This is a genomic window from Sedimentibacter sp. B4, from assembly GCF_000309315.1.
In the GTDB taxonomy this organism is placed as follows: Bacteria; Bacillota; Clostridia; order Tissierellales; family Sedimentibacteraceae; genus Sedimentibacter; species Sedimentibacter saalensis.
The window spans coordinates 1-23719 of the sequence record NZ_CANG01000959.1 but is presented as its reverse complement, the minus strand read 5'-3'; the positions used below and the strand labels follow the sequence as shown (position 1 = coordinate 23719).

General features: G+C 36.8%; 22 protein-coding genes and 1 riboswitch. Of the genes, 15 read left to right on the top strand and 7 right to left on the bottom strand.

Translation table 11 applies throughout. From position 1 onward, the window contains the following. Positions 1-2: 2 nt before the first annotated feature. From BN358_RS19905 to BN358_RS19890, 4 genes are all read left to right on the top strand, one after another. Positions 3-1292, top strand: a complete 1290-nt coding sequence (locus BN358_RS19905; protein WP_019230297.1) for a cytochrome c biogenesis protein ResB — start codon at positions 3-5, stop codon at positions 1290-1292. A 57-nt stretch (positions 1293-1349) separates the two neighbouring features. Further along, complete coding sequence (ccsB, locus tag BN358_RS19900; RefSeq protein WP_051011049.1) at positions 1350-2108, top strand: c-type cytochrome biogenesis protein CcsB; 759 nt, start codon at positions 1350-1352, stop codon at positions 2106-2108. An 825-nt stretch (positions 2109-2933) separates the two neighbouring features. Beyond that, complete coding sequence (locus BN358_RS19895; RefSeq protein WP_019230295.1) at positions 2934-4193, top strand: MFS transporter; 1260 nt, start codon at positions 2934-2936, stop codon at positions 4191-4193. Between the two features lie 49 nt (positions 4194-4242). After that, on the top strand, positions 4243-4989 hold the full coding sequence (locus BN358_RS19890; RefSeq protein WP_019230294.1) for an acyl-[acyl-carrier-protein] thioesterase: 747 nt from the start codon (positions 4243-4245) through the stop codon (positions 4987-4989). Positions 4990-5132: 143 nt separating this feature from the next. On the opposite strand, the gene BN358_RS19885 is transcribed toward BN358_RS19890, so the two are convergent. Together BN358_RS19885 and BN358_RS19880 are read right to left on the bottom strand one after the other, a co-directional pair. Further along, positions 5133-5393, bottom strand: coding sequence for a hypothetical protein (locus BN358_RS19885; protein ID WP_019230293.1), 261 nt, complete (start codon positions 5391-5393; stop codon positions 5133-5135). A gap of 9 nt (positions 5394-5402) precedes the next feature. Then, the gene (locus tag BN358_RS19880) at positions 5403-5582 is read right to left on the bottom strand and encodes an SHOCT domain-containing protein (RefSeq protein ID WP_019230292.1); all 180 of its coding nucleotides are present in this window, start codon (positions 5580-5582) and stop codon (positions 5403-5405) included. Between the two features lie 164 nt (positions 5583-5746). Between BN358_RS19880 and BN358_RS19875 the strand changes: the two genes are divergently transcribed. Both BN358_RS19875 and BN358_RS19870 read left to right on the top strand, forming a co-directional pair. After that, positions 5747-6715, top strand: coding sequence for a D-glycerate dehydrogenase (locus BN358_RS19875; RefSeq protein WP_019230291.1), 969 nt, complete (start codon positions 5747-5749; stop codon positions 6713-6715). A 69-nt stretch (positions 6716-6784) separates the two neighbouring features. Beyond that, positions 6785-7477, top strand: a complete 693-nt coding sequence (locus tag BN358_RS19870; RefSeq protein ID WP_157593572.1) for a hypothetical protein — start codon at positions 6785-6787, stop codon at positions 7475-7477. 95 nt (positions 7478-7572) lie between these two features. Here BN358_RS19870 and BN358_RS19865 read toward each other — a convergent pair whose 3' ends face one another. Next, positions 7573-7779, bottom strand: a complete 207-nt coding sequence (locus BN358_RS19865) for a hypothetical protein (protein WP_019230289.1) — start codon at positions 7777-7779, stop codon at positions 7573-7575. A 182-nt stretch (positions 7780-7961) separates the two neighbouring features. On the opposite strand from BN358_RS19865, the gene BN358_RS19860 reads away from it, so the two are divergent. Beyond that, a complete protein-coding gene (locus BN358_RS19860) occupies positions 7962-8690 on the top strand; it encodes a zinc dependent phospholipase C family protein (RefSeq protein ID WP_019230288.1) in 729 nt (242 codons plus the stop codon). Here the strand turns inward: BN358_RS19860 and BN358_RS19855 are convergent, their stop codons facing one another. Next, positions 8691-10181 carry a CdaR family transcriptional regulator gene (locus BN358_RS19855; RefSeq protein ID WP_019230287.1) on the bottom strand — a complete coding sequence of 497 codons (1491 nt, stop codon included), beginning with the start codon at positions 10179-10181 and terminating at the stop codon, positions 8691-8693. 202 nt (positions 10182-10383) lie between these two features. Here BN358_RS19855 and BN358_RS19850 point away from each other — a divergent pair, with 202 nt between their 5' ends. The 5 genes from BN358_RS19850 (at position 10384) to BN358_RS19830 (ending at position 14816) form a co-directional block, all read left to right on the top strand. Continuing rightward, the gene (locus tag BN358_RS19850) at positions 10384-11538 is read left to right on the top strand and encodes an iron-containing alcohol dehydrogenase (RefSeq protein WP_019230286.1); all 1155 of its coding nucleotides are present in this window, start codon (positions 10384-10386) and stop codon (positions 11536-11538) included. A 13-nt stretch (positions 11539-11551) separates the two neighbouring features. After that, the gene (locus BN358_RS19845; protein WP_019230285.1) at positions 11552-13255 is read left to right on the top strand and encodes an aldehyde ferredoxin oxidoreductase C-terminal domain-containing protein; all 1704 of its coding nucleotides are present in this window, start codon (positions 11552-11554) and stop codon (positions 13253-13255) included. Next, complete coding sequence (locus BN358_RS19840) at positions 13255-13455, top strand: hypothetical protein (protein ID WP_019230284.1); 201 nt, start codon at positions 13255-13257, stop codon at positions 13453-13455. Before BN358_RS19845 ends, BN358_RS19840 begins: the two co-directional genes overlap by 1 nt. 118 nt (positions 13456-13573) lie before the next feature. Then, positions 13574-13984, top strand: coding sequence for a rhodanese-like domain-containing protein (locus BN358_RS19835; protein ID WP_019230283.1), 411 nt, complete (start codon positions 13574-13576; stop codon positions 13982-13984). Positions 13985-14048: 64 nt separating this feature from the next. Beyond that, entirely contained in the window at positions 14049-14816 is a 768-nt protein-coding gene (locus BN358_RS19830) for a glucose 1-dehydrogenase (protein WP_019230282.1), read from the top strand. A 138-nt stretch (positions 14817-14954) separates the two neighbouring features. On the opposite strand, the gene BN358_RS19825 is transcribed toward BN358_RS19830, so the two are convergent. Together BN358_RS19825 and BN358_RS19820 are read right to left on the bottom strand one after the other, a co-directional pair. After that, the gene (locus BN358_RS19825; protein WP_198018526.1) at positions 14955-17444 is read right to left on the bottom strand and encodes a DEAD/DEAH box helicase; all 2490 of its coding nucleotides are present in this window, start codon (positions 17442-17444) and stop codon (positions 14955-14957) included. A 10-nt stretch (positions 17445-17454) separates the two neighbouring features. Then, positions 17455-18249 (bottom strand): SWIM zinc finger domain-containing protein, encoded by a 795-nt coding sequence (locus BN358_RS19820; RefSeq protein WP_019230280.1) that lies wholly within the window; start codon positions 18247-18249, stop codon positions 17455-17457. A gap of 266 nt (positions 18250-18515) precedes the next feature. Between BN358_RS19820 and BN358_RS19815 the strand changes: the two genes are divergently transcribed. Together BN358_RS19815 and BN358_RS19810 are read left to right on the top strand one after the other, a co-directional pair. Beyond that, positions 18516-19622, top strand: coding sequence for an Ldh family oxidoreductase (locus BN358_RS19815; protein WP_019230279.1), 1107 nt, complete (start codon positions 18516-18518; stop codon positions 19620-19622). A 135-nt stretch (positions 19623-19757) separates the two neighbouring features. Further along, positions 19758-19840: riboswitch (cyclic di-GMP riboswitch) on the top strand. Positions 19841-19931: 91 nt separating this feature from the next. Then, a complete protein-coding gene (locus BN358_RS19810) occupies positions 19932-21254 on the top strand; it encodes a hypothetical protein (RefSeq protein WP_019230278.1) in 1323 nt (440 codons plus the stop codon). Positions 21255-21468: 214 nt separating this feature from the next. Here the strand turns inward: BN358_RS19810 and BN358_RS19805 are convergent, their stop codons facing one another. Continuing rightward, on the bottom strand, positions 21469-21792 hold the full coding sequence (locus BN358_RS19805) for a hypothetical protein (protein WP_019230277.1): 324 nt from the start codon (positions 21790-21792) through the stop codon (positions 21469-21471). Between the two features lie 226 nt (positions 21793-22018). Here BN358_RS19805 and BN358_RS19800 point away from each other — a divergent pair. Next, positions 22019-23719 (top strand): flavocytochrome c (locus tag BN358_RS19800; RefSeq protein ID WP_019230276.1); only part of this gene is annotated, 1701 nt, incomplete at its 3' end.

Here is a 23719-nt window from a genome sequence, read left to right as displayed (position 1 = left end):
ACTTGAGAAAAATCAATAAAATTTTAAGTATAATCAAGTCAATGAAATTGGGAGTAATTTTGCTGGTAATGCTTGGGGTTACATCTGTTGCAGGAACAATGATACCACAAAACGAAAGCGTACAGTTTTATGCGCAAAATTACGGCTCAAAATTTAATAATCTGTTGCAGCTTCTTGAACTTGACAATGTGTATTACTCATGGTGGTATGCATTTATTGTAACACTCTTGATAATTAATCTAACAACGTGCATAATAACAAGACTTCCAAGCGTTGTCAGGCATATGAAGTCTGTTCCTGATGGAAGAGGTGCACTTATAGAAAAAAATCTTTTGTTTGAAGTTGAGGCTGAAGGTGTTATAGAAAATCTTTCTGCCCATATGGGATTTAAAAAACTTAAAGAAATCGATGAAAATATATATGCTTCAAGGAAAAACAACATTGGATACATGGGCTCCTGGATGCTTCATCTTGGAATATTGCTGATTATAGTTTTCTTTGCTCTTGGAAACAGATTTGCATATGAGACAAATCTATACGGAGTGCCGGGAACAATGGGTCAGCTTGAAAACACAGATTTGTTCATGAAAATAAATTCATTTGATGTAAAGTTCAGAGATGACTTTACAGCAGAACAGTACATTACAAACATAGACATTATAAATAACAAACAAGAGGTGTTAAAAAGCGGAGATGTTTCTGTAAATTCACCTCTTCGTTACAACCACTACAGTTTTTATCAAAACAGCATGGGATATGCTGTGAACCTAAAGGTATATGAAGGAGAGGAAAAAATTCATGATGATGTTTTCTACCAGTCGGAAGTCTATGTAAGTGACGGCAAAAAGTTTGCAGTGCAGTTTATGAACTTTTATCCGGACATGGAGATGACGGGAGAAGGGCCCAAAACTATAACACCTTATTTTAACAATCCATACATGCTTTATGCTGTTTTTTATGAAGGATACATGGCAGACATGAATGTTGTTCCCTGCAACAGCAGCATAATTTACCGAGAGTTCAGTTTCACAGTTGAAAGACCTCAGGAATTTACTCTTATAAACATAAGGAAGGACCTGTTTACGCCATTTGCATTTTTAGGTGCATTGATATTAATAGCTGGAATAATGGTAACATTTTACCTTGTTCCCGTAACTCTGTATGCAGTAAAAACTAAGGAGACAGCTCTTTTTTACATATGTTCCAAAAAAAACAACGAAATGATAAAGATAAAGCTTTTGCTTAAATATGATGATTTCAAAAGGGGGGAACAATCAAATGGACTTGAATAGATATTCTTCAATAGAAAATATTTTTTTACTATAACAACAATAACTTATGTCATATCAATGATTCTGTATTTTATATTCTTTGTCTCGAAAAAGGACGTACTTGGGCGATGGGCAAGCGTGCTTCTTCTCATTGGCTTTGCTTTTCACACTGCATCATTTATTACAAGGGGAGTAGGGGCTGGAAGAGTTCCTCTTACAAATCAATACGAATTTGCTGTCAGTTTTGCATGGGGAATTTCACTGTGTTTCATAGTTGTAGAAAGAAGGTACAGCTTCAAGGCACTTGGAGCATTTGTTCTGCCTGTGGTGTTCATAATCATGGGCTATGCTGCAATGCAGAGCAAGGACATCAGACCGCTGATGCCGGCCCTTCAAAGTTCATGGCTTACAATCCATGTTTCTACTGCAGTAATAAGCTACGGTTCCTTTGGCGTTTCATTTGCTCTTTCCTGTATGTACATGTTGAAAAGTTATTTTAAGGGAGATTTTTACGAAAAACAGATACCAAGTCTTCAGAAGCTTGATTTCTTGACATACAGGGTTATAACATTCGGTTACTTATTTTTGACACTTGTTATAATAACCGGGGCCATATGGGCTGAAAGGGCATGGAGCAGGTACTGGGCATGGGATCCCAAAGAAACATGGTCACTGATAACATGGATTATTTATTCAGCATATCTACATGTTAGGCTCATGAAGGGATGGAAAGGAAAAAATGCTGCATTGTTTGCCATTGTGGGATTCATATGCGTAATTTTTACTTACATAGGAGTTAACACGCTTCTGCCGTCGGTACACAGTTATGTGAGATAATAATAAATAGCACCCAATCTAATGTTTCTACAATTGAGTGCTACTTATTTTATGTTTTCGGTTTCTTTTATGGTGGACTCACGCCTTTCCTGGTCTACTAACCCAACTTTTGCTTCATGATCTTCACTGATTCAACAAATATTTTTTATCCTTGATAAATTGACCTTTTATTATCTTACCATTCTAAATCTCTTTATAATACTTTTGAGATTTAACTTCTAAGCACTCATCCAAGTGCTTCATTTTTTAGATTTTCATATTCAATTGTAATTTTAAATCCTGCAATTTTATGTTGCCGGTTTAAAATTTGAAAATCAATTTCTTCAAGGTAATATTTACTGTTTCAGTTTAATCTGAGAAACTAGTTGTATTGTATATATACCACAGATTTATTTCTTTAAACATATATTAAAAGATTTTTTATAAAATATTATATAATTTAGGTTGATGACAAAGTGTATTTGTCGTTGTCATTCTGAGAGCTTGCTGGAAGAATCTCAAATAAACAGCACCCGTAATTTTCATTGTCTATATGAAAACGGGTGCTGTTTATTTTTGTCTTTTGTCATGTAATTTCCTTTCTTATGTCTATATAATAACACTTACTTCCAAATAATCAGTTTAATATCTTTTTCTTATGAATCGGAATTCTTAAACATCTTCTTTTATTTGGCTGCTAGTGGTAGTATATATATACCCGTAATATATTTCTTTAAACATATATTTTTTATTTTTTTGAAATATATTTTATGGATGAAAGACATATATTGACTTTAAATCAAAAGAGTACCATAATTGTATTTGGAATCGTAAAAGTCAGGGGGGATGAAAATTTTGCAACATTTTAGGGATTATTTTAATGATTACAGGGGTTTACCAAGGTCAATTTATTTCATATTTTTGTCAAGAATCATAAATTCTGTGGGAGCGTTTGTGGGTCCGCTTATAACATTGCTCTTAACTGATAAAATAGGCCTTTCAACCGCTGAGGCCGGTATATTTGTCACTATGTCAACTGCAGTGTTCGTACCTGCGTCTATGATAGGGGGATATTTATCAGACCGTTTTAACAGGAAAAACACATTGTGCCTGTTAACTCTTTTTCAGGCTTTAAGCTATCTTGCTTGTGGATTTCTTCAAATGTCAATGACAATTCCTTACCTGCTTTTGGCGGCCTCGTTTTTTTCCAGCGCAGCGCAGCCTGCAAGCAGTGCAATGGCGGCTGACTTGTCAGTGAAAAGCAACAGACAGGGTGCATTTTCGCTTCTTTATCTTGGAACAAACATTGGCTTTGCAGTAGGACCTTTGATTGCAGGATTTTTATACAAAAGTTATCTTCCGCTTTTGTTTATAGGGGATGCTGTAACTACAATAGTATCGGTCATAGTCATATTTCTTAATGTTCCGGAAACAAGACCGGAGTATGATATTGAGGAAGAAGTCAAATCAGAAGACTTAGAGCGTGCAGAGGAAGGTTCATCATTGCAGGTTCTTTTTAGAAGACCTCAAATATTGGTTTTCGGAATAATTTCAATGTTCTTATCATTTTCCTATTCACAGGTTCATTTCTCCCTTCCTCTTTACGCCAACGAGCTGTTTGGAGCAAATGACGGAGCCAGGGTTTTTGGCATGCTCATGAGCACAAATGGAGCGGTTGTTGTATTGATGACCATATTCATTATAGGCAAAACTAAAATGTTCGAGGCTTCAACAAATGTAGCTATGTCCGCTGTGTTCTGGGCTGTGGGACTCGGAATGCTTTATTATGTGTCATCGTTGGGAATGATGGTATTGTCCACTGTTCTCTGGACAATAGGAGAAATATTGAACGTTACAAATGTGGGTGTATATATTGCCAACAATTCTCCAAAATCCCACAGGGCAAGGTTCAACTCATTGTACTGGATAATTTCAGGAACAGGCCAGGCTATGGGCCCTACAATTATGGGAAAATATCTTCTCCATAACCCCATAAAAAATGTGTGGGCACTGACATTTTTCATAGCACTTGTATGCAGTGCAGCCATGTTTTTTTTCAGCATCAATGAAAAATCAAGAATCGGTAATTCAGTTGAAAAGCAATGATGTTTATATATCTCAGTTGTAAATTTATTTAAAGAACAGGAGCAGAAAATTGGAATCAGTTTACAAAAAAAGTATAACAGTGCAGTCAAGGGATTCAGACTTCAGCCAGAGGGTAAAATTAAGCGCATTATTTTCTTATTTTCAGGAAATGGCAACAGAACATGGACAAATCTTGGGAGTTGGAAGAAGCAGCATTCAAAAGCATGGAGTTATATGGGTGCTCATACGCTCAAGAGTTGAAGTTGAAAGATACCCCAAAATGAAAGAAGAAATATTTATAGAAACATGGCCTGAACAGCCAGGAAAAATTGAGTTTGAAAGAAATTTCATCGTACGGGATGTGGAAGGAATTATTATAGCACGTGCATTGACATCATGGGTCATCATTGACGTAGAAAACAGGAGATTGAGAAGAAGTAGTACGCTTGATGCGAAATTTCCTTATTTGGGAAGAGAAAAAGCAATAAACTGTGAACTTGGAAAAATCCAATCAAACAATCAGCTTAAATTATCATACAAAAAAGCTGTAAGATACAGTGATATTGACATAAACGAACATCTGAACAACTCAAAGTATGTGGATTACATAATGGATTGCTTCAGTCTGGATGAACACAAGGACTATCAAGTTCAATCTATTGAGGTTGATTATGTCCATGAAGCATTGCCGGGTGAAACAATTGAATTGTACACTGACATGTCAGATGCCGGACAAAACATCATTTACATAGAAGGCATAAATGAAAAAACCAACATGACAGTGTTCAAATCGCAAATAGAAATAAAAAAACTATAACAACATAAATTGAAAAACTTTACATTTTAGTTGTTGTTGTTGTTGTTGTTGTTGAATGGACAACACGTAGGGGAGGATCTCGTGTCCTCCCGTGTTAGAGTACAAACCATCTACATTTTGAATTTTGTCATGGAATTTAACTTTTAATCGCTTAATATTTTTTTCTTCCTCAGATATTCCTCTTCTGTCAGCTTACCCTTTGCAAATTCAATTTTTAATTCTTCAATAGAAGCATTGTAGGTATTTTTCATTGATGTATGTCTTGATTTTTTCATTATGAATATAACTGCAACTAATGTTACTATCAAAATAACACCCATAATTAATGGCATGAACCATCCGCCGTAAAATCCGCTGCCTAATCCAAAGCAGCTTCCAAATCCTCTGAATCCTCTATAAAACATAGCGCACCTCTATTCCTGCAAGATTTTTTTCATTCTTTCAAAATCATCATCATTTATTTCACCCTTAACATATCTTTGTTTCAATACTTCCATGGAACTGTCCTGTTTTCTTGTATTTATGCTGAGTGTTTCATTATTTTTGTACATGTGATAAACTAACAACACTATAATTATCCAGATAAACATCATAATAATTACCTCCTTTTAAAATAAGTATAAACTTAAAATGTGTCGAAATTATGGCGGAACAATGTTATTTTTTGGAAAAATGAAGCAATCACTTTTGTTGTAAACAGATGCATTAAATGTTATAATTGGTTAATTACAATGAAAAATAACTAACAGGAGGCAACATGAATAAGCCTAAAGTATTAATAGCAAAAAAAATACCTTCATATGTTGAAGAATATATTGGAAAATACTGTGATTATGAAAACTATTGTCCTGAAGAAAATCAGGAAAAATTTCTTTTAGAAAAGCTATGTGACAAGGAAGGATTTCTTCAGTCAGGCATTAAAATTGACGATGAATTGCTAAAATCTGCTCCAAATCTCAAGGTTGTAAGCAATATTTCAGTGGGCTACAACAATTTTGACACAGATGCTATGAAAAAGAGAAACGTCATAGGAACTCATACACCAGGAGTATTAAACGACACAGTGGCGGATTTGATTTTTGCATTGATCCTATCTGCAGCAAGGAAGGTTCCACAGCTTGACAGGTACGTGAAGGGTGGAAACTGGGATGTAATAGATCACCCCTCAGTATTCGGCAAGGACGTCCACCACACAACACTTGGCATTATAGGAATGGGAAGAATAGGCCAAGATGTTGCCAAAAGAGCAAAGTACGGCTTTGATATGGAAGTTTTGTACTACAACAGAACCAGGAAATACGATGCAGAAAAAAATCTTGGAGTAAAATACGCTGAATTTGATTATGTGCTGGCAAACAGCGACTATATACTTGTAATGGTTCCTTTAAATGATGAAACATATCATTTGATTGATGAACCACAGTTCAATCTCATGAAAAAAGATGCAATTTTTATAAATGCTTCAAGAGGAGCAACAGTTAATGAAAAAGCTCTCATAAAAGCACTGACAAAAGGCAGTATTTTGGCAGCAGGGCTTGACGTCTATGAGCAGGAGCCATTAGACAAACATAATCCTCTTCTTGAGCTATCAAACGTAGTATTGCTTCCACACGTTGGCTCTGCAACAGAAAAAACAAGATGTGACATGGCCATGCTAGCAGCAGAAAACATGGTGAAGGCACTTGTTGGAGAGGTTCCTCCAAACATTGTTCCGGAACTTAAATAATATTGGTACTGAAAAATATAAAAGGAGGAGATTAATATAGGATATAAAAATAACATCATATTGATTGTCTTGCTTACAATACTGTCTGCAGCAATTTATTATGTTCAGTATCTCATATTTCATCAAACAGAAAACACTATATTTTACTTGCTGCAGGACCTGGCCTTTGTGCCCATACAGGTTGTGATGGTGACATTGATTATTAACAGGTTTTTAAATGTAATGGAAACCCGCAAGAAAATAAAAAAGATTAATGTAATAATAAGCACATTTTTTGTAGAAGCAGGCATATCTGTCATTTCAACAATTTCTCAGTTCAACCGCAACAATGATGAATTTTGCAGACATATAAAAGCTAACGAATTGAACAAGAAAAATGATTACAAACTTAAAAAATCAGTTAAGGAATTCAAATTTGATATTTATGCGGATCCTGCAAAACTTAATGAACTATATTCAATACTCAGAAAGTATAAGGATTATACATTGAACATGTTGGCAAATCCTAATTTGCTGGAGCACGATTCATTCACAGACATGCTGTGGGCCGTGTTTCATGTGGCAGATGAGCTTCAGACAAGAGGAGACTTTGATAGCCTAGACAAAAATGACATTGACCATCTTTCCAATGATATTTTGCGTGCATATAAAGCAATTGTTGTGGAATGGATTAATTATATGAGCTACCTTCATGACGAGTATCCGTTTTTATATGCGCTGGCAATAAAGAAAAACCCATTTGTTGCTGCTCATAATGAATAAACATAAAAATAAGAGGCATTCTTGTTGAAGAATGCCTTTGATGTATGAGTCTGCTGATTTTCTGCGGGTGGGTATTGCAGACACTGCAATAAAACTTAATATTTAATGAAAGTCTTATATAAAATCAAAGCAAATGTGGCCAGGTACAATATCCATACAAACACAATTTTTGACAGAAAAAAATCTGAAAAGTATGCTCCTAAGAGAATTCCCAAGCAAATTAGGGACACTTTCAAAATGCCGAAATCCCATACGGAATATTCTTTAGCGGAATTCAAAGCTCTTTTAATTAATTTTTTCATTTTATGACCTCCTCACCAGCATGATTAAATTTTCAAAACATCCTTAATCATATTTTAGTTTATGAATAAAATTAAGTCAAACAATTACTTAATTTTACAACATGTTTTTCATATTAAAAATCATGGATAATACATAAAAACATGAACAAAATATTCATAAATACAAAATAGAAGGTAACTAAATGAGTGCAATTGAAAGATCATATTCATATATTTACAAAAAATTAACCAGGGCAGTGAATCCTTTCAAGAAGAAAATAATTAAGACAGAGTGCATAGTGCACAAGTTCATTAACAACCAGTCACTTTTCATTTTGAAAAATGACGGGTATACTGAGGTCTACAACATCATGTCCAGCTATATTGAAGATATAAATGATGGTGCGGTTTGGGCAGATCAGGATTTTAAAAGCAGCAATCATTTTTACAATCCAAATACAAAAAAAGGGATGTACGGCAGCAGCAACGCTAAAAGAGAGTGCATTGCATATTACAAGAGGGCACTTATGGAGTATTTTTCTGGTGATATAAAAACATCCATGTTTTATCTGGGAGCCGCATGTCATTTGATACAGGATTTGACCATTCCCCAGCATGCAAATGTAGAGCTTTTGAACAGCCACAGAAGGTATGAAAACTGGGTTATAAAAATGCACAATGTTCATAAGAAGTTCAAAGTGTATGATTCTGGCATATATCTTGATTCAATTACTGCTTATGTTGAGCTGAACAGCAAAAATGCTGTTGCAACATACAACATGTACACGGATATTACAAACGAACATCTCAGGTTTTTCAAAATAACATCAAACATACTTGTTATGGCACAAAAAACCACAGCAGGGCTCATGTGCAACTTTTTTTATGACATTAAGAGGATAAAGGCATTGAAGGAAGTAAGGAAAAAATAATTACTTTCCTTTTTTGAGATTAATTAAACTTTCTATTCTGAAGGAATCCATCAGGCACTGTACAACATTGTGATTGTCTAGGTCAAGCCCTGTGAGTTCCTCTATTTTTTTTATTCTGTAATTAAGTGTGTTTCTGTGTATGAAAAGCTGTTCTGCAGCAAGAGTTGCATTTTTACTGCACTCCAGGTATTTTTTTAGTGTTTCGTGAAGTCCGATATCATAATTGTAAATTATTTTTAATGCCGGGTGACAATAGTTTTCAAGCATTGTTTCTCCCGAACAATTAAGCAGCATGTCATAACAGGAAAAATCAGTGTAGTCGTGAACATGGATGCCAGTGTTGAAATAACGGGACTGCTTTATGCAGGTGACAGCCTGGTAAAAATGTCTGCTGAACTGGTTGATGTCTTCAAATTTCCATGAAATACCCACATTTATATTTTCCTCTGAGGCCAGAACTTTCAACCTTTCTTTTTGTTCGTATGAAACATCATGCACCAGGACACCTATGTAACTTTTGTACAACACTGAAAACCCATCCGGAAACAACCGCTCAAAGTCAGTTCGCAAAGTAAATTTCAGGTAACGGTTTTTGTTGTTGAATGAAAACTGGGCAACAATAACCTGCATTGTTTTTGGAAAACTTACCTTTGACATGTTCAGCATTTCAGATTTGTTTATTTCTCTTTCATCAAGCATGTTGTAAAGTATTGAGCTGTGAAGAGAATTGTACATTCCCTTTGATGAGTCGTAGCTGAAGGATTCAAACAATATTTCTCCAACAAGAGGAAGAACTTTGTAATGAAGAGTCTTTATTTTTGTATGATGTTCAATCATTATTAATGAACCTGTTATGTGTCCTTCTGAAATGATGCGTGCAACCAGCTTAGGCTGTTTGTCTCCGGGCAGAACAATAAGCTGGGAGTCTCTTCCTTGTTTGTCCCATTCCTTCATTTGCTTGTTAATCCTTACTTTTTGCATGAATTCGTATGAAAGAAAACCTCTCTCTACATTTTCAGCCCACAAAGGGTCCATTATTTCATATTTTGTTGCATGAGCCAGAACTTTTTTTGCTCCATCAGTCAGTATAATGGCGTTTCCCAGTAAGTCTGCTGCCATGTTCATTAAATGTGTGAGGTTTTTTTTGGCAAGGACTGCCTGAGTGAGTTCAAACAGTGCTGCTTCAAAGCGAAGTTCTTCAAAGATTAAATCTCTTGCAAAGTTATAAACAGCTGTTACATCATTTTTGCTGATGTGAGAAATGCTGCTTCCTTCCGGCAGCACGAGATTTTCGTCGCAGCTTATGAGCATTATGGGTGTTTTGGGTTTTATTTTTAATCTTTTTAATGTTCCCACGTACAGAATTTTTTCATCCCACTGTGTGTCTTTTTCTATGAGCTTTACATCAGATATTTTTGCATTATAAAAGTTAATTGAATTTTCTATAGTGAATTGCTCCTGTATAAGCTTTATCATTTCAATATAGCGCATAACACACCTCATGAATACGTATTCTTCTCATATTATACCTCATATTGAGATTAATTGCACATTAAATTGATTAAAGCATTCTATATTTTGTGCATTGTGCACAACTTAACCATGGATTTTTTGAACAGTGTATACATTTAAAGGTAAATGAAAAATTGTTATAATTAATTAACACTGATAATGTAAAAGGAAAGGAGTAAGTATGATTACATCTTATGAAATTTTTGTTCCAATCCTAATGGGAAGCGGGGCAGCTTTGCGAACAGGTCTTAAAGTTAAGCAAATGGGACTTAAAAAAGTACTGCTTGTTTATGACAAGGGATTAAAGGATGTGGGAATTGCTGACACCATAGCTGAAAGTCTTAAAAATGCCGGTATTGAAATCGTTGTCTACGACAAAGTGCTGCCGGATCCTCCTGATACAATGGTTGAAGAAGGAGCTGTAATGGCACGCAGTGAAAAGATTGACGGAATAGTGGCTGTAGGCGGAGGAAGCTCCATGGATACGGCAAAGGGAATAAATGTACTGATGAACAACGAACCTCCTATAATGCAATATTTCGGCGTTCAGAAGAATTTGAAACCGGGAGTTCCAATGGTGTTCATACCAACTACTAGCGGAACAGGAAGCGAAGTAACAAACATGTGTGTAATTTCATGCACATCAAGGGGAAACAAAGACAGCGTCGTAAGTCCGGTATGTGTTGCAACGCTTGCCATAGTAGATCCGGATCTCACTATGGGCCTTCCTCCAAAGATGACCGCAACAACGGGTGTTGATGCTCTTGCTCATGCGGTTGAATCCATTACGGGGGCACAGGCAAATCCTCTTTCTGATGCTCTTGCAAGAGATGCCATAAGAACTATCGCAAAGTATCTTCCGGTTGCTTGTCATGATGGTTCAAACATTGAGGCCAGAGAACAGATGATTCTTGCATCTACATTTGCCGGAATGGCATTCACAAACGGTCTTGTCCATCTGGGACATTCCATTGGCCACACACTTGGAGCAAAATTCCACATTCCTCACGGAATAGGCTGTGCCATAGCACTGCCGGAAGTTATTGAATACACATCAAGGACTGAATATAAAAAAGTCAGAATGATATGCGAATGTCTGGGTGCTGATGTTAAAGAAGATGCATCTCCTGAAGAAATTGGTGCAGAGGCAAAAAAAGCGCTGCGCGCATTGATAAAGACTGTTGGGATTCCAAATCTCAAAGAACTTGGAATATCACTTGAGGATGTTTTGAAAGTTGCTCCTTTAGTGACACAAGATACAGGATTTGCATTGGTGCCGTACAGAATAACTGCTGCAAGAGTTGCTGAAATGCTTAAGTCAGCTTACGATGCATAATAAGGAGGGTAATATGTGGTCAAAATTAGTAGTGGACATGAAAAATTTGTCTGTAAGTAAAGTTCCTTTTGATAAAGAATTTGACGGGCTTGGGGGAAGGTCGCTCATTGCCCAGTACATGATAAAAAATGTTCCTCCCACCTGCAATCCTCTGGGAAGGGAAAATCAACTCATAGTATGCACGTCCATTTTTGCTGGAACAAAAGTTACAACTGCTCATCGATTGTCAATAGGAGGAAAAAGCCCATTGACAGGAGGAATCAAGGAAAGCAATTCCGGAGGCTTTGCTGCATATCAGCTGGCAGGACAGGGAATTAAAATGATTGCTGTAAAAGATTTGCCGGAACAGGAAGGACTGTGGATGCTTTACGTTGACCAAAATGGAAATGCTTCGCTGGAAGATGCTTCTGTCTACAGAAACTTAAACAATTATGACTTTGTAGATAAAATCCGCGAAAAGTACGGCGACAAAATAGCAACCATATCCATCGGAAATGCCGGTGAAAGACTTTATAAAAGTGCCTCTTTGCAGATTTCTGAATTCAGCTCCGGCCATCCAAGCCGTGCTGCTGCAAGAGGAGGACTGGGAGCCCTCATGGGAAGCAAAAGGCTTAAGGCTATTGTAATCGATAATCCCCTCGAAAGATACAAGGTTGAATATGCAGATGAAGAAAAATTTGAAGAACTTACAAGAGAGTTCAATAGGCTTGTGGCTTCTGGGGCTCAAAAGGATCCTTTCCACAACATAGGAACAATTTCAACCATTGAAGCAACAGCAAACAACGGTATTTTACCTGTTGATAACTTCTCCGGAAAGTTTTTTTCTGACTACAGTGAAGTGGGAGCCGCCAAATTTATGACAAATCTTGCATCCAGGGGAGGAAAAAATAAAATTTCATGCCAGCCGGGATGTGTTGTTCAATGCTCAAACTGCTACAACGACAAGGATGGAAAATACCTCACATCTGGTTTTGAATATGAAACAATTGCAATAATGGGGCCTAACTGTCACATAAGCGACTTAGATGCCATTGCCCAAATGGACAGAATTTGTGATAACCTGGGGGTTGACACAATTGAAATGGGAAATGCCATTGCCATGTGTATGGAAACCGGAAAAATAAAGTGGGGCGATGCAGAAGCTGCATTGTCTCTTCTAAAGGAAGCTGAAGAAGGAACGGAGTTTGGAAAAATCATGGGAGACGGATGTGAAGCAGTTGGAGTTCATCTTGGATGCAAGAGAATACCTGTTGTAAAACATCAGTCAATGCCTGGATATGACCCCAGAAACACAAAGGGTACAGGAATAACGTATGCAACATGCCCGCAGGGTGCTGACCATACAGCAGGACTTACAATGGGCAGGGCCTTTGATGATGCAGGAAGAGCTGCTCAGGCATATGCTTCAAACAAGCTTCAAGTTGCTATTTGTTTTTCAGACAGCATGATGTGTTTGTTTGCATTTTCTCACGCAGCAGCAAATCTGCCTCTCTTAGCAGGATTAGTTTCAGCTCTTTATGGAGGAGAGCCTGATTTTACAAGGATTGCTTCTCTTGGTGTAAAAACTCTTCTCACTGAAAGGGCATACAACAAGATGGCAGGAATGACTAAGGAAGATGACAGACTGCCTGAATTTTTCTACAATGAAAGAAGCGTTGCAACCGGCTCCAAATTTGATATAGACGATTATGAGCTGGAAGTATTGTTTGATTTCTGATGATTACAGTTAACAATAGAGAAATTGAATTCCACCAGGGCATGACTCTAGCAGAGGCCATTAAAGAATCTGGCGAAATTCTGGACACAATGACAATAGTGTTTATGGATAACAATGTGTTTCAACATGATAAGCTTCATGAGAAAATACTGGAGGGCTTTGAAAATATTAGACTGTTGAAAATAGTTTCCGGAGGGTAAATAACAGAGGCTTGCTATATGCAAGCCTCTGTTATTTTTTAAATTGTATAAAATTTGATTAAAAGAAAACTTGCTGGGTAACTATAATATATGAATTGCAAATGAGAGGCGGAATTAAATGAAAAAAATAATGATTGCAGCTGCAGTCTTAGTGATTTTAGCATTAGTATTGACAGGCTGCTCCAACACATCATCAGAGGAAGAAAGTGTGAATGAAAAAATACAATATGTAAAAATCAGTCCAAAAGATGCAAAAGAAATTATGGATAATGAAGAATCAATTGTTTTGGATGTAAGAACAAAAGATGAATATGACCAAGGACACATAGAGGGTGCAGTTTTATTGCCGGTAGATGAAATATCATCAAAGGCTGAAGAAGTTTTAAAGGATAAAAAGGCAAAAATACTTGTGTACTGCAGAAGCGGAAACAGAAGTGCCACAGCGGCAAAGGCTCTGATAAAAATGGGCTATGAGAATGTGCTTGATTTTGGAGGAATCATTGACTGGCCTTATGAAATTGTAAAATGATGTATTCAAAAAATGTTAAAACACGAAAAGGTATTTAAAATAACTCAGATTAAATGGAGGTACTATGAAACTTAAAGGAAAAACAGCAGTTGTAACAGGAGCAAGCTCAGGAATGGGAAGACAAATTGCATATTATTTCGCACAGGAAGGTGCAAATGTGCTGGCAGTTGCAAGAAGAATTGAAAAACTCAACGATCTTGTGGAAGAAACAAAACAGTTTGAAGGCAAGGTAGTTGCTTTTTCAGCGGATCTTGCTAAGCTTGAAAATGTAGAAGGAATGATTGATGAAGCAATAAAGGTATTCGGAAAACTTGATATTCTTGTAAACAATGCAGGCATCATGGATGACATGAGCGGTGTTGGAGATGCTAGTGAGGAAATGTTTGACAAGGTATATAATTTAAATGTTAAATCAATGTTTTTTGCAATGAGAAAAGCAGTTAAATATTTTGAGGAAGTTGGCGGCGGTGTTATAATAAACATTGCATCAATCGGAGGATTAAAAGGCGGTATTGCAGGAGCAACATACACTGCAAGTAAGCATGCTGTTGTAGGCCTTACAAAAAACACAGCATACATGTACGAACTTAAAAACATCAGATGCAATGCAATTTGTCCGGGAGCAGTGAAAACAGAAATTGCTTCAAGTGAATTCATGCAGAAAATCAATATGGAGGGAGCAAAACGTACAGGAATAGGCCTTGCTTTAAATCCGCGGGCAGGTGAACCTGAGGAAATTGCCAAGGTTGCAGTATTTTTGGCAAGTGATGATGCTTCATTTGTAAATGGCCAGTGCATAGCAGTGGACGGCGGCTGGACATCATATATGTAATAAAAAAAGTGATAATATATTCCTCAATAGTGTAGGGGAGGACCTCGTGTCCTCCCGCAGGCGGGCAGTAACCCGCACCTACGTTTGGAAATTTAAAATTATCAGTAAAAAAGGACAAATTTATTGTCCTTTTTGTATTTACACCTGGAACAAGCTGTCGATTTCTTCTTTTGAAAGTGAATTTATTAATATTTCACCTTTTTTAATTACGGAATCAGCCAGATCATTTTTATTTTGCTGAAGTTTTTCTATTTTTTCTTCTATGGTGTCCTTGGCTATGAGTTTAAAAACCTGGACCTTGTTATTCTGGCCTATGCGGTGTGTTCTGTCAGTAGCTTGATTTTGAGCGCTGATGTTCCACCATGGGTCGAAGTGAATAACAACATCGGCTCCTGTTAGGTTCAGTCCTGTACCGCCTGCCTTTAAGCTTATGAGGAATACAGGAGTTTTATCATGGTTGAACTTGTTTGCCATTTCAAGCCTATCCATGCTCTTTGTGGCTCCCGTAAGCATGTAGTAATCTATGAAATTTACCCTCAGGTGCTTCTCTATAATTGAAAGCATTGTTGTAAATTGCGAGAAAATTAAAATTTTGTGTCCGTTTTCCATGCTGTTTTTTATAATTTCCATGCATAGGTCAAGCTTTGTGCTGCCTCCTTTATAATTTTCATAATAAAGAGATGGGTCGCAGCATAGCTGCCTCAGCCTTGTTAGCATTGAAAGAATTTTAATCTGGCTTCTTTCAAAACCATTTTCTTCAATTTCATTTTTAAACTGCAAGTTAAGCTTAATGAGTTCAGCTTCATAAAGTTTGCGTTGAGTTGACTCCATGTGGGCATAAACCAATGTTTCAATTTTGTCCGGAAGCTCCTTTAACACATCTTTTTTGAGCCTTCGCAGAATGAAGGGCTGAATTTGCCTGTGGAGCCTGTTTAATACTTCCTGATCCATGTCCTTTACAATGGGAACCTCATATTTATCCTTAAATTTCTTGTAGCTCAATAAGAATCCGGGCATTATGAAATCAAATATTGACCATAAATCAGCCAGTGAATTTTCAATAGGTGTTCCAGTGAGAGCAAATCGAACATCGCTTTTTAAAAGCTTCACTGCTTTGGCATTTTGAGTGGTGGAATTTTTAATGTACTGTGCTTCATCCAATATGCAGTAATTAAATTCAACATCTGAATATGATTCAATGTCTCTTTTTATTAAATCATAAGATGTAAATATTAAATCGTAATTGCTGATGCTCTTAATGAGTTCAAGTCTTTGTTCAGCATTTCCTGCAATTATAAGAGTACTTATTTCAGGAGAAAATTTTTCTGTCTCGCTTTTCCAGTTGTACACCAGAGATGTGGGGCATATTACAATGGATGGTTTTTTTGCATGATCTTTTTCTGAAAGAAGAAGACTTATTACCTGCAGTGTTTTTCCCAGTCCCATATCATCAGCAAGAATTCCTCCAAGAGAATATCTGGACAATGATTTTAACCACTTGAAGCCTGTCAGCTGGTATTTTCTCATTATGGGCTTCAGATTGTCAGGAAGTTCAAAGTCAGCATCGTCTGATTCATTGATGCTGTGAATCATTTCCTTGAAGCTCTGTGTTTTTTCAGCGGTGACCCAAGAATTGTTTTTTAGGAGACTGTCCAGGTACAGCGAACGATACTTTGGAATTTCAATGTGCCCTGTTTCAAGCTCATGGTTTGTGATATTTAAATCCTCAACAAGTTTTTCTACGGTGCTGAAATACTCATTTTCTAGGTTAAGGAATGATCCGTCTTTGAAGCGAAAATATTTTTTCCTTTTCTTATAAGAAGAAAGTATGTCTTTTAGCTCTGAAGGATCAAATTCAAGCTTTTCTATGTCAAGCTCTATGAGATTGCTCACTAATTTTACACCCATGGACATGCTTTTCGGATACCTGATGTTGATTTTTTTAAAGTCATCGCTTATATTAACTTCACATAGTGCAGTCAGGTTATTTACTCCAAAAGTTATGAATTCATAAATTTTATCTTCATCAGTCATGGTGTATTTTGCTGTTGTTTTGTCAAATCCTGCATTTTCTATGGCTACAAGGATTTTTGTTTCTTCAAGCAAATTTCTTACAATGGTGTTGTCCTTGGGAGATTTTCTGAATGGATTAACATCAACATCTCCGTAATTGAAGACAACGCCTGCGTATATGAAACCCTGATTATTGCAGTCCAGATAAATGCTTGCAGTAAGGGGCATAATGTTCAGCTTTTCTGTTGATTCTATATCTGTTTTCACATTTGCATGTTTTGAAATCTGAGGCAGCACCGCCGAACAAAATTTTCCCATGCGGTCCTTGTCAAGAACTATTGTTTTTAAAGGCTGCATCATTATTTTGTTTACTGCCGGGAGAACTTCAGCCGCAAACTCTCTTGAGCATCTGTAGATTTTGTCTTCAACTATTACATATGTGAAGTCCTTGGAATTTGTTATAAAAGATATGTACAGGTTTGTTGTAAGATTGTACTGACCAGTCAAGGGATCTTCGGATATGTAAAAAACAGCCTCGGGGTCTTTGTTTACAAATGTTATTTCCTTGAACTCGTACTTGTAGCCGTGACATTCAACAGTGTTATTTTCGAACAAGTCAAAAAAACTAGTCAAATGAATAAGGAAATATTTTAAAGGCACGACCGCTTGTAGTATAGGCACTGTATGCACTTACAGTCTTGGCTACAACCTGTGTGTATGTATCTGCTTCATCCCTCAGGAACAGTGCCAGGGGAATAGACTCTTTTTCAAAACCGCTCAGTTCATGGTTGAACTCCAGGTTTTTCCCGTAAGAAACAAGTGTTGAATGTTTTATACAGCTTGCCAGTTCATAGGCATCTTTCACAACGTACTGTCTCTTATCTCCAATTGTGAATTCTATTCCTATTTCATCTTTGCCTGTTATGTTGATTATTGGCGTAAGACTTACCGTTCCTTCTTTTTGTTCAATTTTCACGCTTTCTTTTATTTTGTTCTCGTAAACTTTTATCAAATCTTCAAGAGGGTAGTTTCGAACCGGTGACTGATTTTGATTTTCCTTGAATACAACATTTCTTGAAGAAACTGTCTTCAAATCGTAGCTGTAGTAAATTTTCATCATGGCTGCTGCAATGTGTTTGCACGCACCGTGATTTTCCTTGAATGCAACACAATTACAGGCAAAATCAGCAATGTCTCCTTCGTTATCAATTGAAACAGAAGTTTCATAGGAAGAAGTTCCGGTGCCTCTTACCCTTGTGGAATACTTCAGGTAAAATCCCACTGTTTCCTGGTTGTATACTCTTTCGGAACTGAATTTTCCAACGTGGTTTTCCCTGTAGTAGGCTGCTCCTTTTTTGAATGATGATTCATTTGCAGAGCAGTTTTTTATATCATCTAGGTTGAAATTGATTTTTTCCATTTAATCTCCGGTTTTTTATTATTATTCTGCATTTTGTCCGTTTATTTATTATATCACACAGATTAAATAAGACAACGCAGAAAAAATATTTGTTCTTTCTTAACCATAAAAACTTTTTTGCGGGTCATATTTTTGGGTATATATAAGTATATCTTAATTAAACCGGATGCCCGGAATTAAACTATGCAAATATCAGAATTTTTCTGCGCGGTTTTTTGATGTAAATATGACATAAGACATTTTAAATAATAATTAGAGGAGGCAGTATGGGGAACATAACATATGTTTCATGGGAACTCATAGGAAACTTTATGGAAAGAGCTTTTGAAGCTGTAGGTGTGCCTGCAGATGAAGCAAAAATATGCGCCGATGTGCTGATGGAAAGCGACAGGAGAGGAATTGAAAGTCATGGCTGCAACCGCTTCAAGACAATATATATAGACAGAATAAAAGAAGGAATTCAAAGCCCTGTAACCTTATTTGAAGTTATAAAGGAAACTGCAACTACATCTGTTGTTGACGGTCATGATGGAATGGGAATGATAGTTGGATATAAATCAATGAACATGGCAATTGAAAAAGCAAAAAAGTACGGAATGGGAATGGTTGCTGCAAGAAATTCAACCCATTATGGCATAGCAGGGTATTATGCCATGATGGCAGCAAAACAAAACATGATAGGAATAACTGGAACCAATGCGCGGCCATCTATTGCTCCCACATTCGGAGTTGAAAACATGCTTGGAACAAATCCCATAACATTTGCCATGCCCACCGATGAGGATTTCCCTTTTGTTCTTGACTGTGCCACAAGCATTACACAAAGAGGAAAAATAGAATATTATGCCAGGAACGGTATGGAAACGCCAAAAGGTGCCGTAATAGACCAGGACGGTCTTCCCATGACAAACAGCATGCAGATTTTATCGGACCTCACAAGCGGGAAAGCAGCACTTGCTCCACTTGGCGGTATAGGAGAAGACACTGGAGGGCACAAGGGATACGGATATGCCACGGTTGTAGAAATACTTTCAGCTGCCCTGCAGGCAGGAAGTTTTTTAAGGATGTTGAATGGCACAAATGAAGACGGTGGGAAAATTCCATATCATCTTGGTCATTTTTTCATAGCCATAGACACGGAAGCATTCCTGGGAGCAGAGGAGTTTAAACATACGGCAGGTGAAATATTAAGAGAACTTCGCGGTTCAAAAAAAGCCAAAAACCAAGACAGAATATACACTGCAGGTGAAAAGGAATATTTAAGCTGGCTTGAAAGAAAAGGCAAGGGAGTGCCCCTGGGAATATCTGTGCAGAAAGACCTGGTTAAAGTAAGAGATGAACTCAATATCAATATAACATTTCCCTTTGAATGATAAAAAGTGTATGTGTTTCTTGTGAAGGATTTAGTTCTTGCAAAGCATACAGCTATTTTAAAAAATATCAAAAATTTTCCCAAAAAATCAATAATAATTGTTGCATTTTTGACAGTAATGAAGTATTATATTTCCATACGATAATAGCAAACTTGTCGAAAGGCAAGGACGCAAAGCCATGGGTCTAAAGTGAGTACTATGATTGCCAGGTTGCCGAAGAGAGATGGATAGACATATTCAGCTGTATGCTTGGGCATACAGCTTTTGTTTTTCTTAAAGGAAATCGTTTTTGATAAGGAGGAATGATTTATGTCAACAGTTGACACTTTAACCGGAAACGGTATGGATGACTTGAAGGAACTGCAGCAGAGATTGAACTATGAATCAATCAAACATCAATTCAGACCTAAACTGATCGGGGGCTTAAACGAAGATGATGTTTCTCAATATATTGAATACATTGAGGACAAGTTTCACAAGCTTGAGCAGGAAAACAAAAAATATATGGATTTGAATTATAATCTGAAAAAACAACTTGAAGTTCAAATTGAAGAAAATATGAGCCTACAGGAAAATATGGATGATTCAAAGCAAAGGATTAATATTTTCATAGCAGAAAATAAAAATAAAGATGCTTTGATCAAGACAATGAATGATAACTTCAGTTTGGAAAAAGAAGCATTACAAAACGAAATTCTTAAAATAAAAGAAGGACGTGAAGAGCTGGAAAACATGCTTTCAGAAGCAAGAATCACAATTTCGGAATCAGAGGAATACAAAGCTAGACTTGAAGAAAACAACAGTCAGTTGAAATCAAGAATGAACATTATTGAAAAAGAAAACGAAAAAATTGAAATCCTTATGGAAGACATAAGCATTTTGACAGATGAAAAAGCAAGTCTTGAAAAAATGCTGTCGGAAATGAGCATTAAAACAAATCAAGTTAATGAATATGAAGTAAGGCAGAAGGAACTTGAAAGTAAGCTTAATGACTTAGAACCTGAACTTATACAATCAAGAGAATATGCAGCAGAACTTGAAGAAAACAGCAATGTAATGGCTGCAAAGCTGACTGAACTGGAAAATAAAACAAAATCAATGGAAGATTCCAATGCACAAATAGATAAATTATGCCAGGAGCTTAAAAATCAGCTTGAAGCAGAAAAATCCAAAAACGAAAAACAGATGATGTATCTTGAAATGTCCAAACAGAAAATCACAAGTTTGGAAGCAACTGTAAAAGAAAGTATGACTGAGCTTGAAGAACAAAGAAAGATATCCGAGAGGGCAGAACAGGAGCTGCAGCTTGAAAAGGCAAAGGCTTCAAGCAGTAAAATAAACGGATTCAAAGAAGAACTTGAAAGTATCTATAAAAAGATAGAAGTTCTTGAAAATGAAGCAGCACAGCACGTGAAAAACATCAACGAACTGCAACAGCAGCTTTCTTTAGAGCAAATCCGTGCAAACAAGGCTGAAAACAATCTTACGGCCTATTCTAAATTGGTTTCTGATTTCAAGGACAAATTTGAAAAGGAACAAAACATGCTGGAAGCACAGTACAGGAACTTTCTGAACAACCGCAGTCAGCTTCATTCAGAAATAAGCGACTTGGTTGAAATCAATATAATTTAATAGTAAGTCGGATTGAATACAAGGGGAATCCCATATAACTGAAATTGTTTGACAATCGGGATAGAGTTAAATATCCGATAACTGTTATGAAATTGCCGCCAAATATGGCGGTTTTTTTATAATTAGGCATTTGGCGTTGAATCCGGATATCAATACGAGGGGAGAGTCTTGTGCTCTCCCGCAGATGCAAATAAATGATATCGAAATTTATGTATCAATAATCCTTGCTTTCCCATTCTGCAATGTATTTAGAGAGTTCATCTTCCATAATTGGCACGCGGTTGCCCTGAGCTCCGCAGTTGAGGCATTTGTCATTTTTAAAACCCTGTTTTGTGCATTTATCCACCACAGTCTGATCGCATCCGTAGTTGCCGCATTCAGTGCATCTGAATACAGGATTTTTGCACGGGTGTCCTGATTTAATTCCGTCGCAACTTGCCACATGAACTTTTTCTTCTTCAGTCATTTCAATATGACGTTTCTGGTTTAATTTGCCGCCTCTAAACCAAAACTTATTGTTAGGGGATACTTCTGGCATAAAAATCACTCCTCACGTATTTATTTAAATAAGATATACCCATAAAACTTTTACATAATCAAAATGAGTCATATTTTGTCAATTAATTTTAAATTCGCAAAATTTGACAAACATAATTTAATTAATTTTATTATATTTAAATTAACTAAAACAAGTGTACCCTTGACAACAGTCGTCCTTATGTTATAATCAGGACGTTAAAAAAATATCATATCAAGGAGTACATATGAAATTGAAAAAATTATTATCACTGCTTTTGGCAGTAATGCTGGTATTTTCTCTGGCAGGATGTCAAAAAAATGAAGCTGAACAACCGGCTCAAGAAGAACCAAAACAGGAACTTGTAAGCACAGTTGCTCAAGGCGAAGGCACAGGAAAATATGGTGTTTTTAAAGTGGATGTTACTTTGGAAAATTCCGAAATAAAGGATATAAAAGTTACAGAAAGCTCTGAATCAGGATTCACTGAACCTGTTATAGCTCAGCTTACTAAGGAAATGATCGACACTAACTCTGTTGATGTAGATGCTGTTACTGGAGCGACTTTAACAAGCTTTGCTTTTATTAACAGCGTTAAGGATGCAGTTGAAAAATCTGGCGCAGTATTGACTGCTAAAGAAGTTCAAACTGAAGAAGAAAAAGTTGAAGATATTACTACAGACATTGTAATTGTAGGTGCCGGCGGAGCTGGTCTTTCTGCTGCAATTGAAGCTACAAATGCTGGAGCAAAAGTAATTGTTGTAGAAAAGAATGCCTTCATGGGTGGAAACACTAACTATGCAACAGGCGGTATGAATGCTGCTGGAACAAAATATCAGGAAGCTAAAGGAATACAGGACAGTCCTGCACTTTACTATGCTGATACAATGAAGGGTGGAAAAGACCTGAATAATCCTGAACTTTTAAAAGTTTTGACTGAAAATTCAGCTGAAACACTTTACTGGCTTGAAAGCCTCGGAGCTGATCTGTCAGAAGTTGGAAGATCAGGCGGACAAAGCGTTGACAGAATTCATAAAGGACCTGGAGGAATGCCTGTTGGAACTCACTTGATGGATGTATTTGGAACTCAGGTAGAAACTCTTGGCATTGAAGTAAAATTAAACACAAAGGCTGTTGAAATATTGTCTGAAGGAAATGTTGTAAAAGGAATAAAAGTTGAAAACAAAGACGGAAATTCATACAACATAAATGCAAAAGCTGTAATTCTTGCATCAGGCGGTTTCGGAGCAAATCCTGAATTGGTTGTGAAATTCAAGCCAGAACTTGAAGGTTTCGGAACAACTAATGCACCGGGAGCAAAAGGAGATGCTTTGGCAATGGTTGAAAAACTTGATGTATCATTGACAGACATCGAGCAGATTCAAACTCACCCTACTGTAGTTCCTAGAATCAATGAAATGATTACAGAAGGTATAAGAGGAGACGGAGCTATACTTGTAAACCATGATGCTAAAAGATTCATAGACGAACTTAAAACAAGAGACGTTGTATCAAAAGCTATACTTGAGCAGGAAGGAAAAACAGCATTCCTTGTTCTTGACAAACAAGTTTATGAAAAAGCTTCAACATATGAAAAATACAAAAACCAGGGACTTTTGAAAGAAGCACAGACTCTTTCAGAACTTGCAGGAATCATGAAAGTTGACGCAACTGCATTGGAAGCAACAGTAAGAGAATACAATGAAGCTGTAAAAGCTAAATCAGATGTAGAATTTGGAAGAACTTCACTGGATGTTGAAATTATATCAGCACCTTATTATGCAGTAGAAATTTCTCCTGCAATCCACCACACAATGGGCGGAGTTACAATCAACACAAGCACTCAGGTTATGAACAATTCAGGAGCTATAGTTGAAGGATTGTTTGCAGCTGGAGAAGTAACAGGCGGCGTTCACGGCGGAAACAGAATAGGCGGAAACGCAGTAACT

Coding starts and splice junctions, on each gene's coding strand:
- BN358_RS19830 (WP_019230282.1), top strand. CDS start 14,049: ATGAAACTTAAAGGAAAAACAGCAGTTGTAACAGGAGCAAGCTCAGGA.
- BN358_RS19880 (WP_019230292.1), bottom strand. CDS start 5,582: ATGATGTTTATCTGGATAATTATAGTGTTGTTAGTTTATCACATGTAC.
- ccsB (WP_051011049.1), top strand. CDS start 1,350: ATGATTCTGTATTTTATATTCTTTGTCTCGAAAAAGGACGTACTTGGG.
- BN358_RS19865 (WP_019230289.1), bottom strand. CDS start 7,779: ATGAAAAAATTAATTAAAAGAGCTTTGAATTCCGCTAAAGAATATTCC.
- BN358_RS19820 (WP_019230280.1), bottom strand. CDS start 18,249: ATGGAAAAAATCAATTTCAACCTAGATGATATAAAAAACTGCTCTGCA.
- BN358_RS19805 (WP_019230277.1), bottom strand. CDS start 21,792: ATGCCAGAAGTATCCCCTAACAATAAGTTTTGGTTTAGAGGCGGCAAA.
- BN358_RS19860 (WP_019230288.1), top strand. CDS start 7,962: ATGAGTGCAATTGAAAGATCATATTCATATATTTACAAAAAATTAACC.
- BN358_RS19875 (WP_019230291.1), top strand. CDS start 5,747: ATGAATAAGCCTAAAGTATTAATAGCAAAAAAAATACCTTCATATGTT.
- BN358_RS19850 (WP_019230286.1), top strand. CDS start 10,384: ATGATTACATCTTATGAAATTTTTGTTCCAATCCTAATGGGAAGCGGG.
- BN358_RS19835 (WP_019230283.1), top strand. CDS start 13,574: ATGAAAAAAATAATGATTGCAGCTGCAGTCTTAGTGATTTTAGCATTA.
- BN358_RS19815 (WP_019230279.1), top strand. CDS start 18,516: ATGGGGAACATAACATATGTTTCATGGGAACTCATAGGAAACTTTATG.
- BN358_RS19810 (WP_019230278.1), top strand. CDS start 19,932: ATGTCAACAGTTGACACTTTAACCGGAAACGGTATGGATGACTTGAAG.
- BN358_RS19895 (WP_019230295.1), top strand. CDS start 2,934: ATGAAAATTTTGCAACATTTTAGGGATTATTTTAATGATTACAGGGGT.
- BN358_RS19885 (WP_019230293.1), bottom strand. CDS start 5,393: ATGTTTTATAGAGGATTCAGAGGATTTGGAAGCTGCTTTGGATTAGGC.
- BN358_RS19840 (WP_019230284.1), top strand. CDS start 13,255: ATGATTACAGTTAACAATAGAGAAATTGAATTCCACCAGGGCATGACT.
- BN358_RS19855 (WP_019230287.1), bottom strand. CDS start 10,181: ATGCGCTATATTGAAATGATAAAGCTTATACAGGAGCAATTCACTATA.
- BN358_RS19845 (WP_019230285.1), top strand. CDS start 11,552: ATGTGGTCAAAATTAGTAGTGGACATGAAAAATTTGTCTGTAAGTAAA.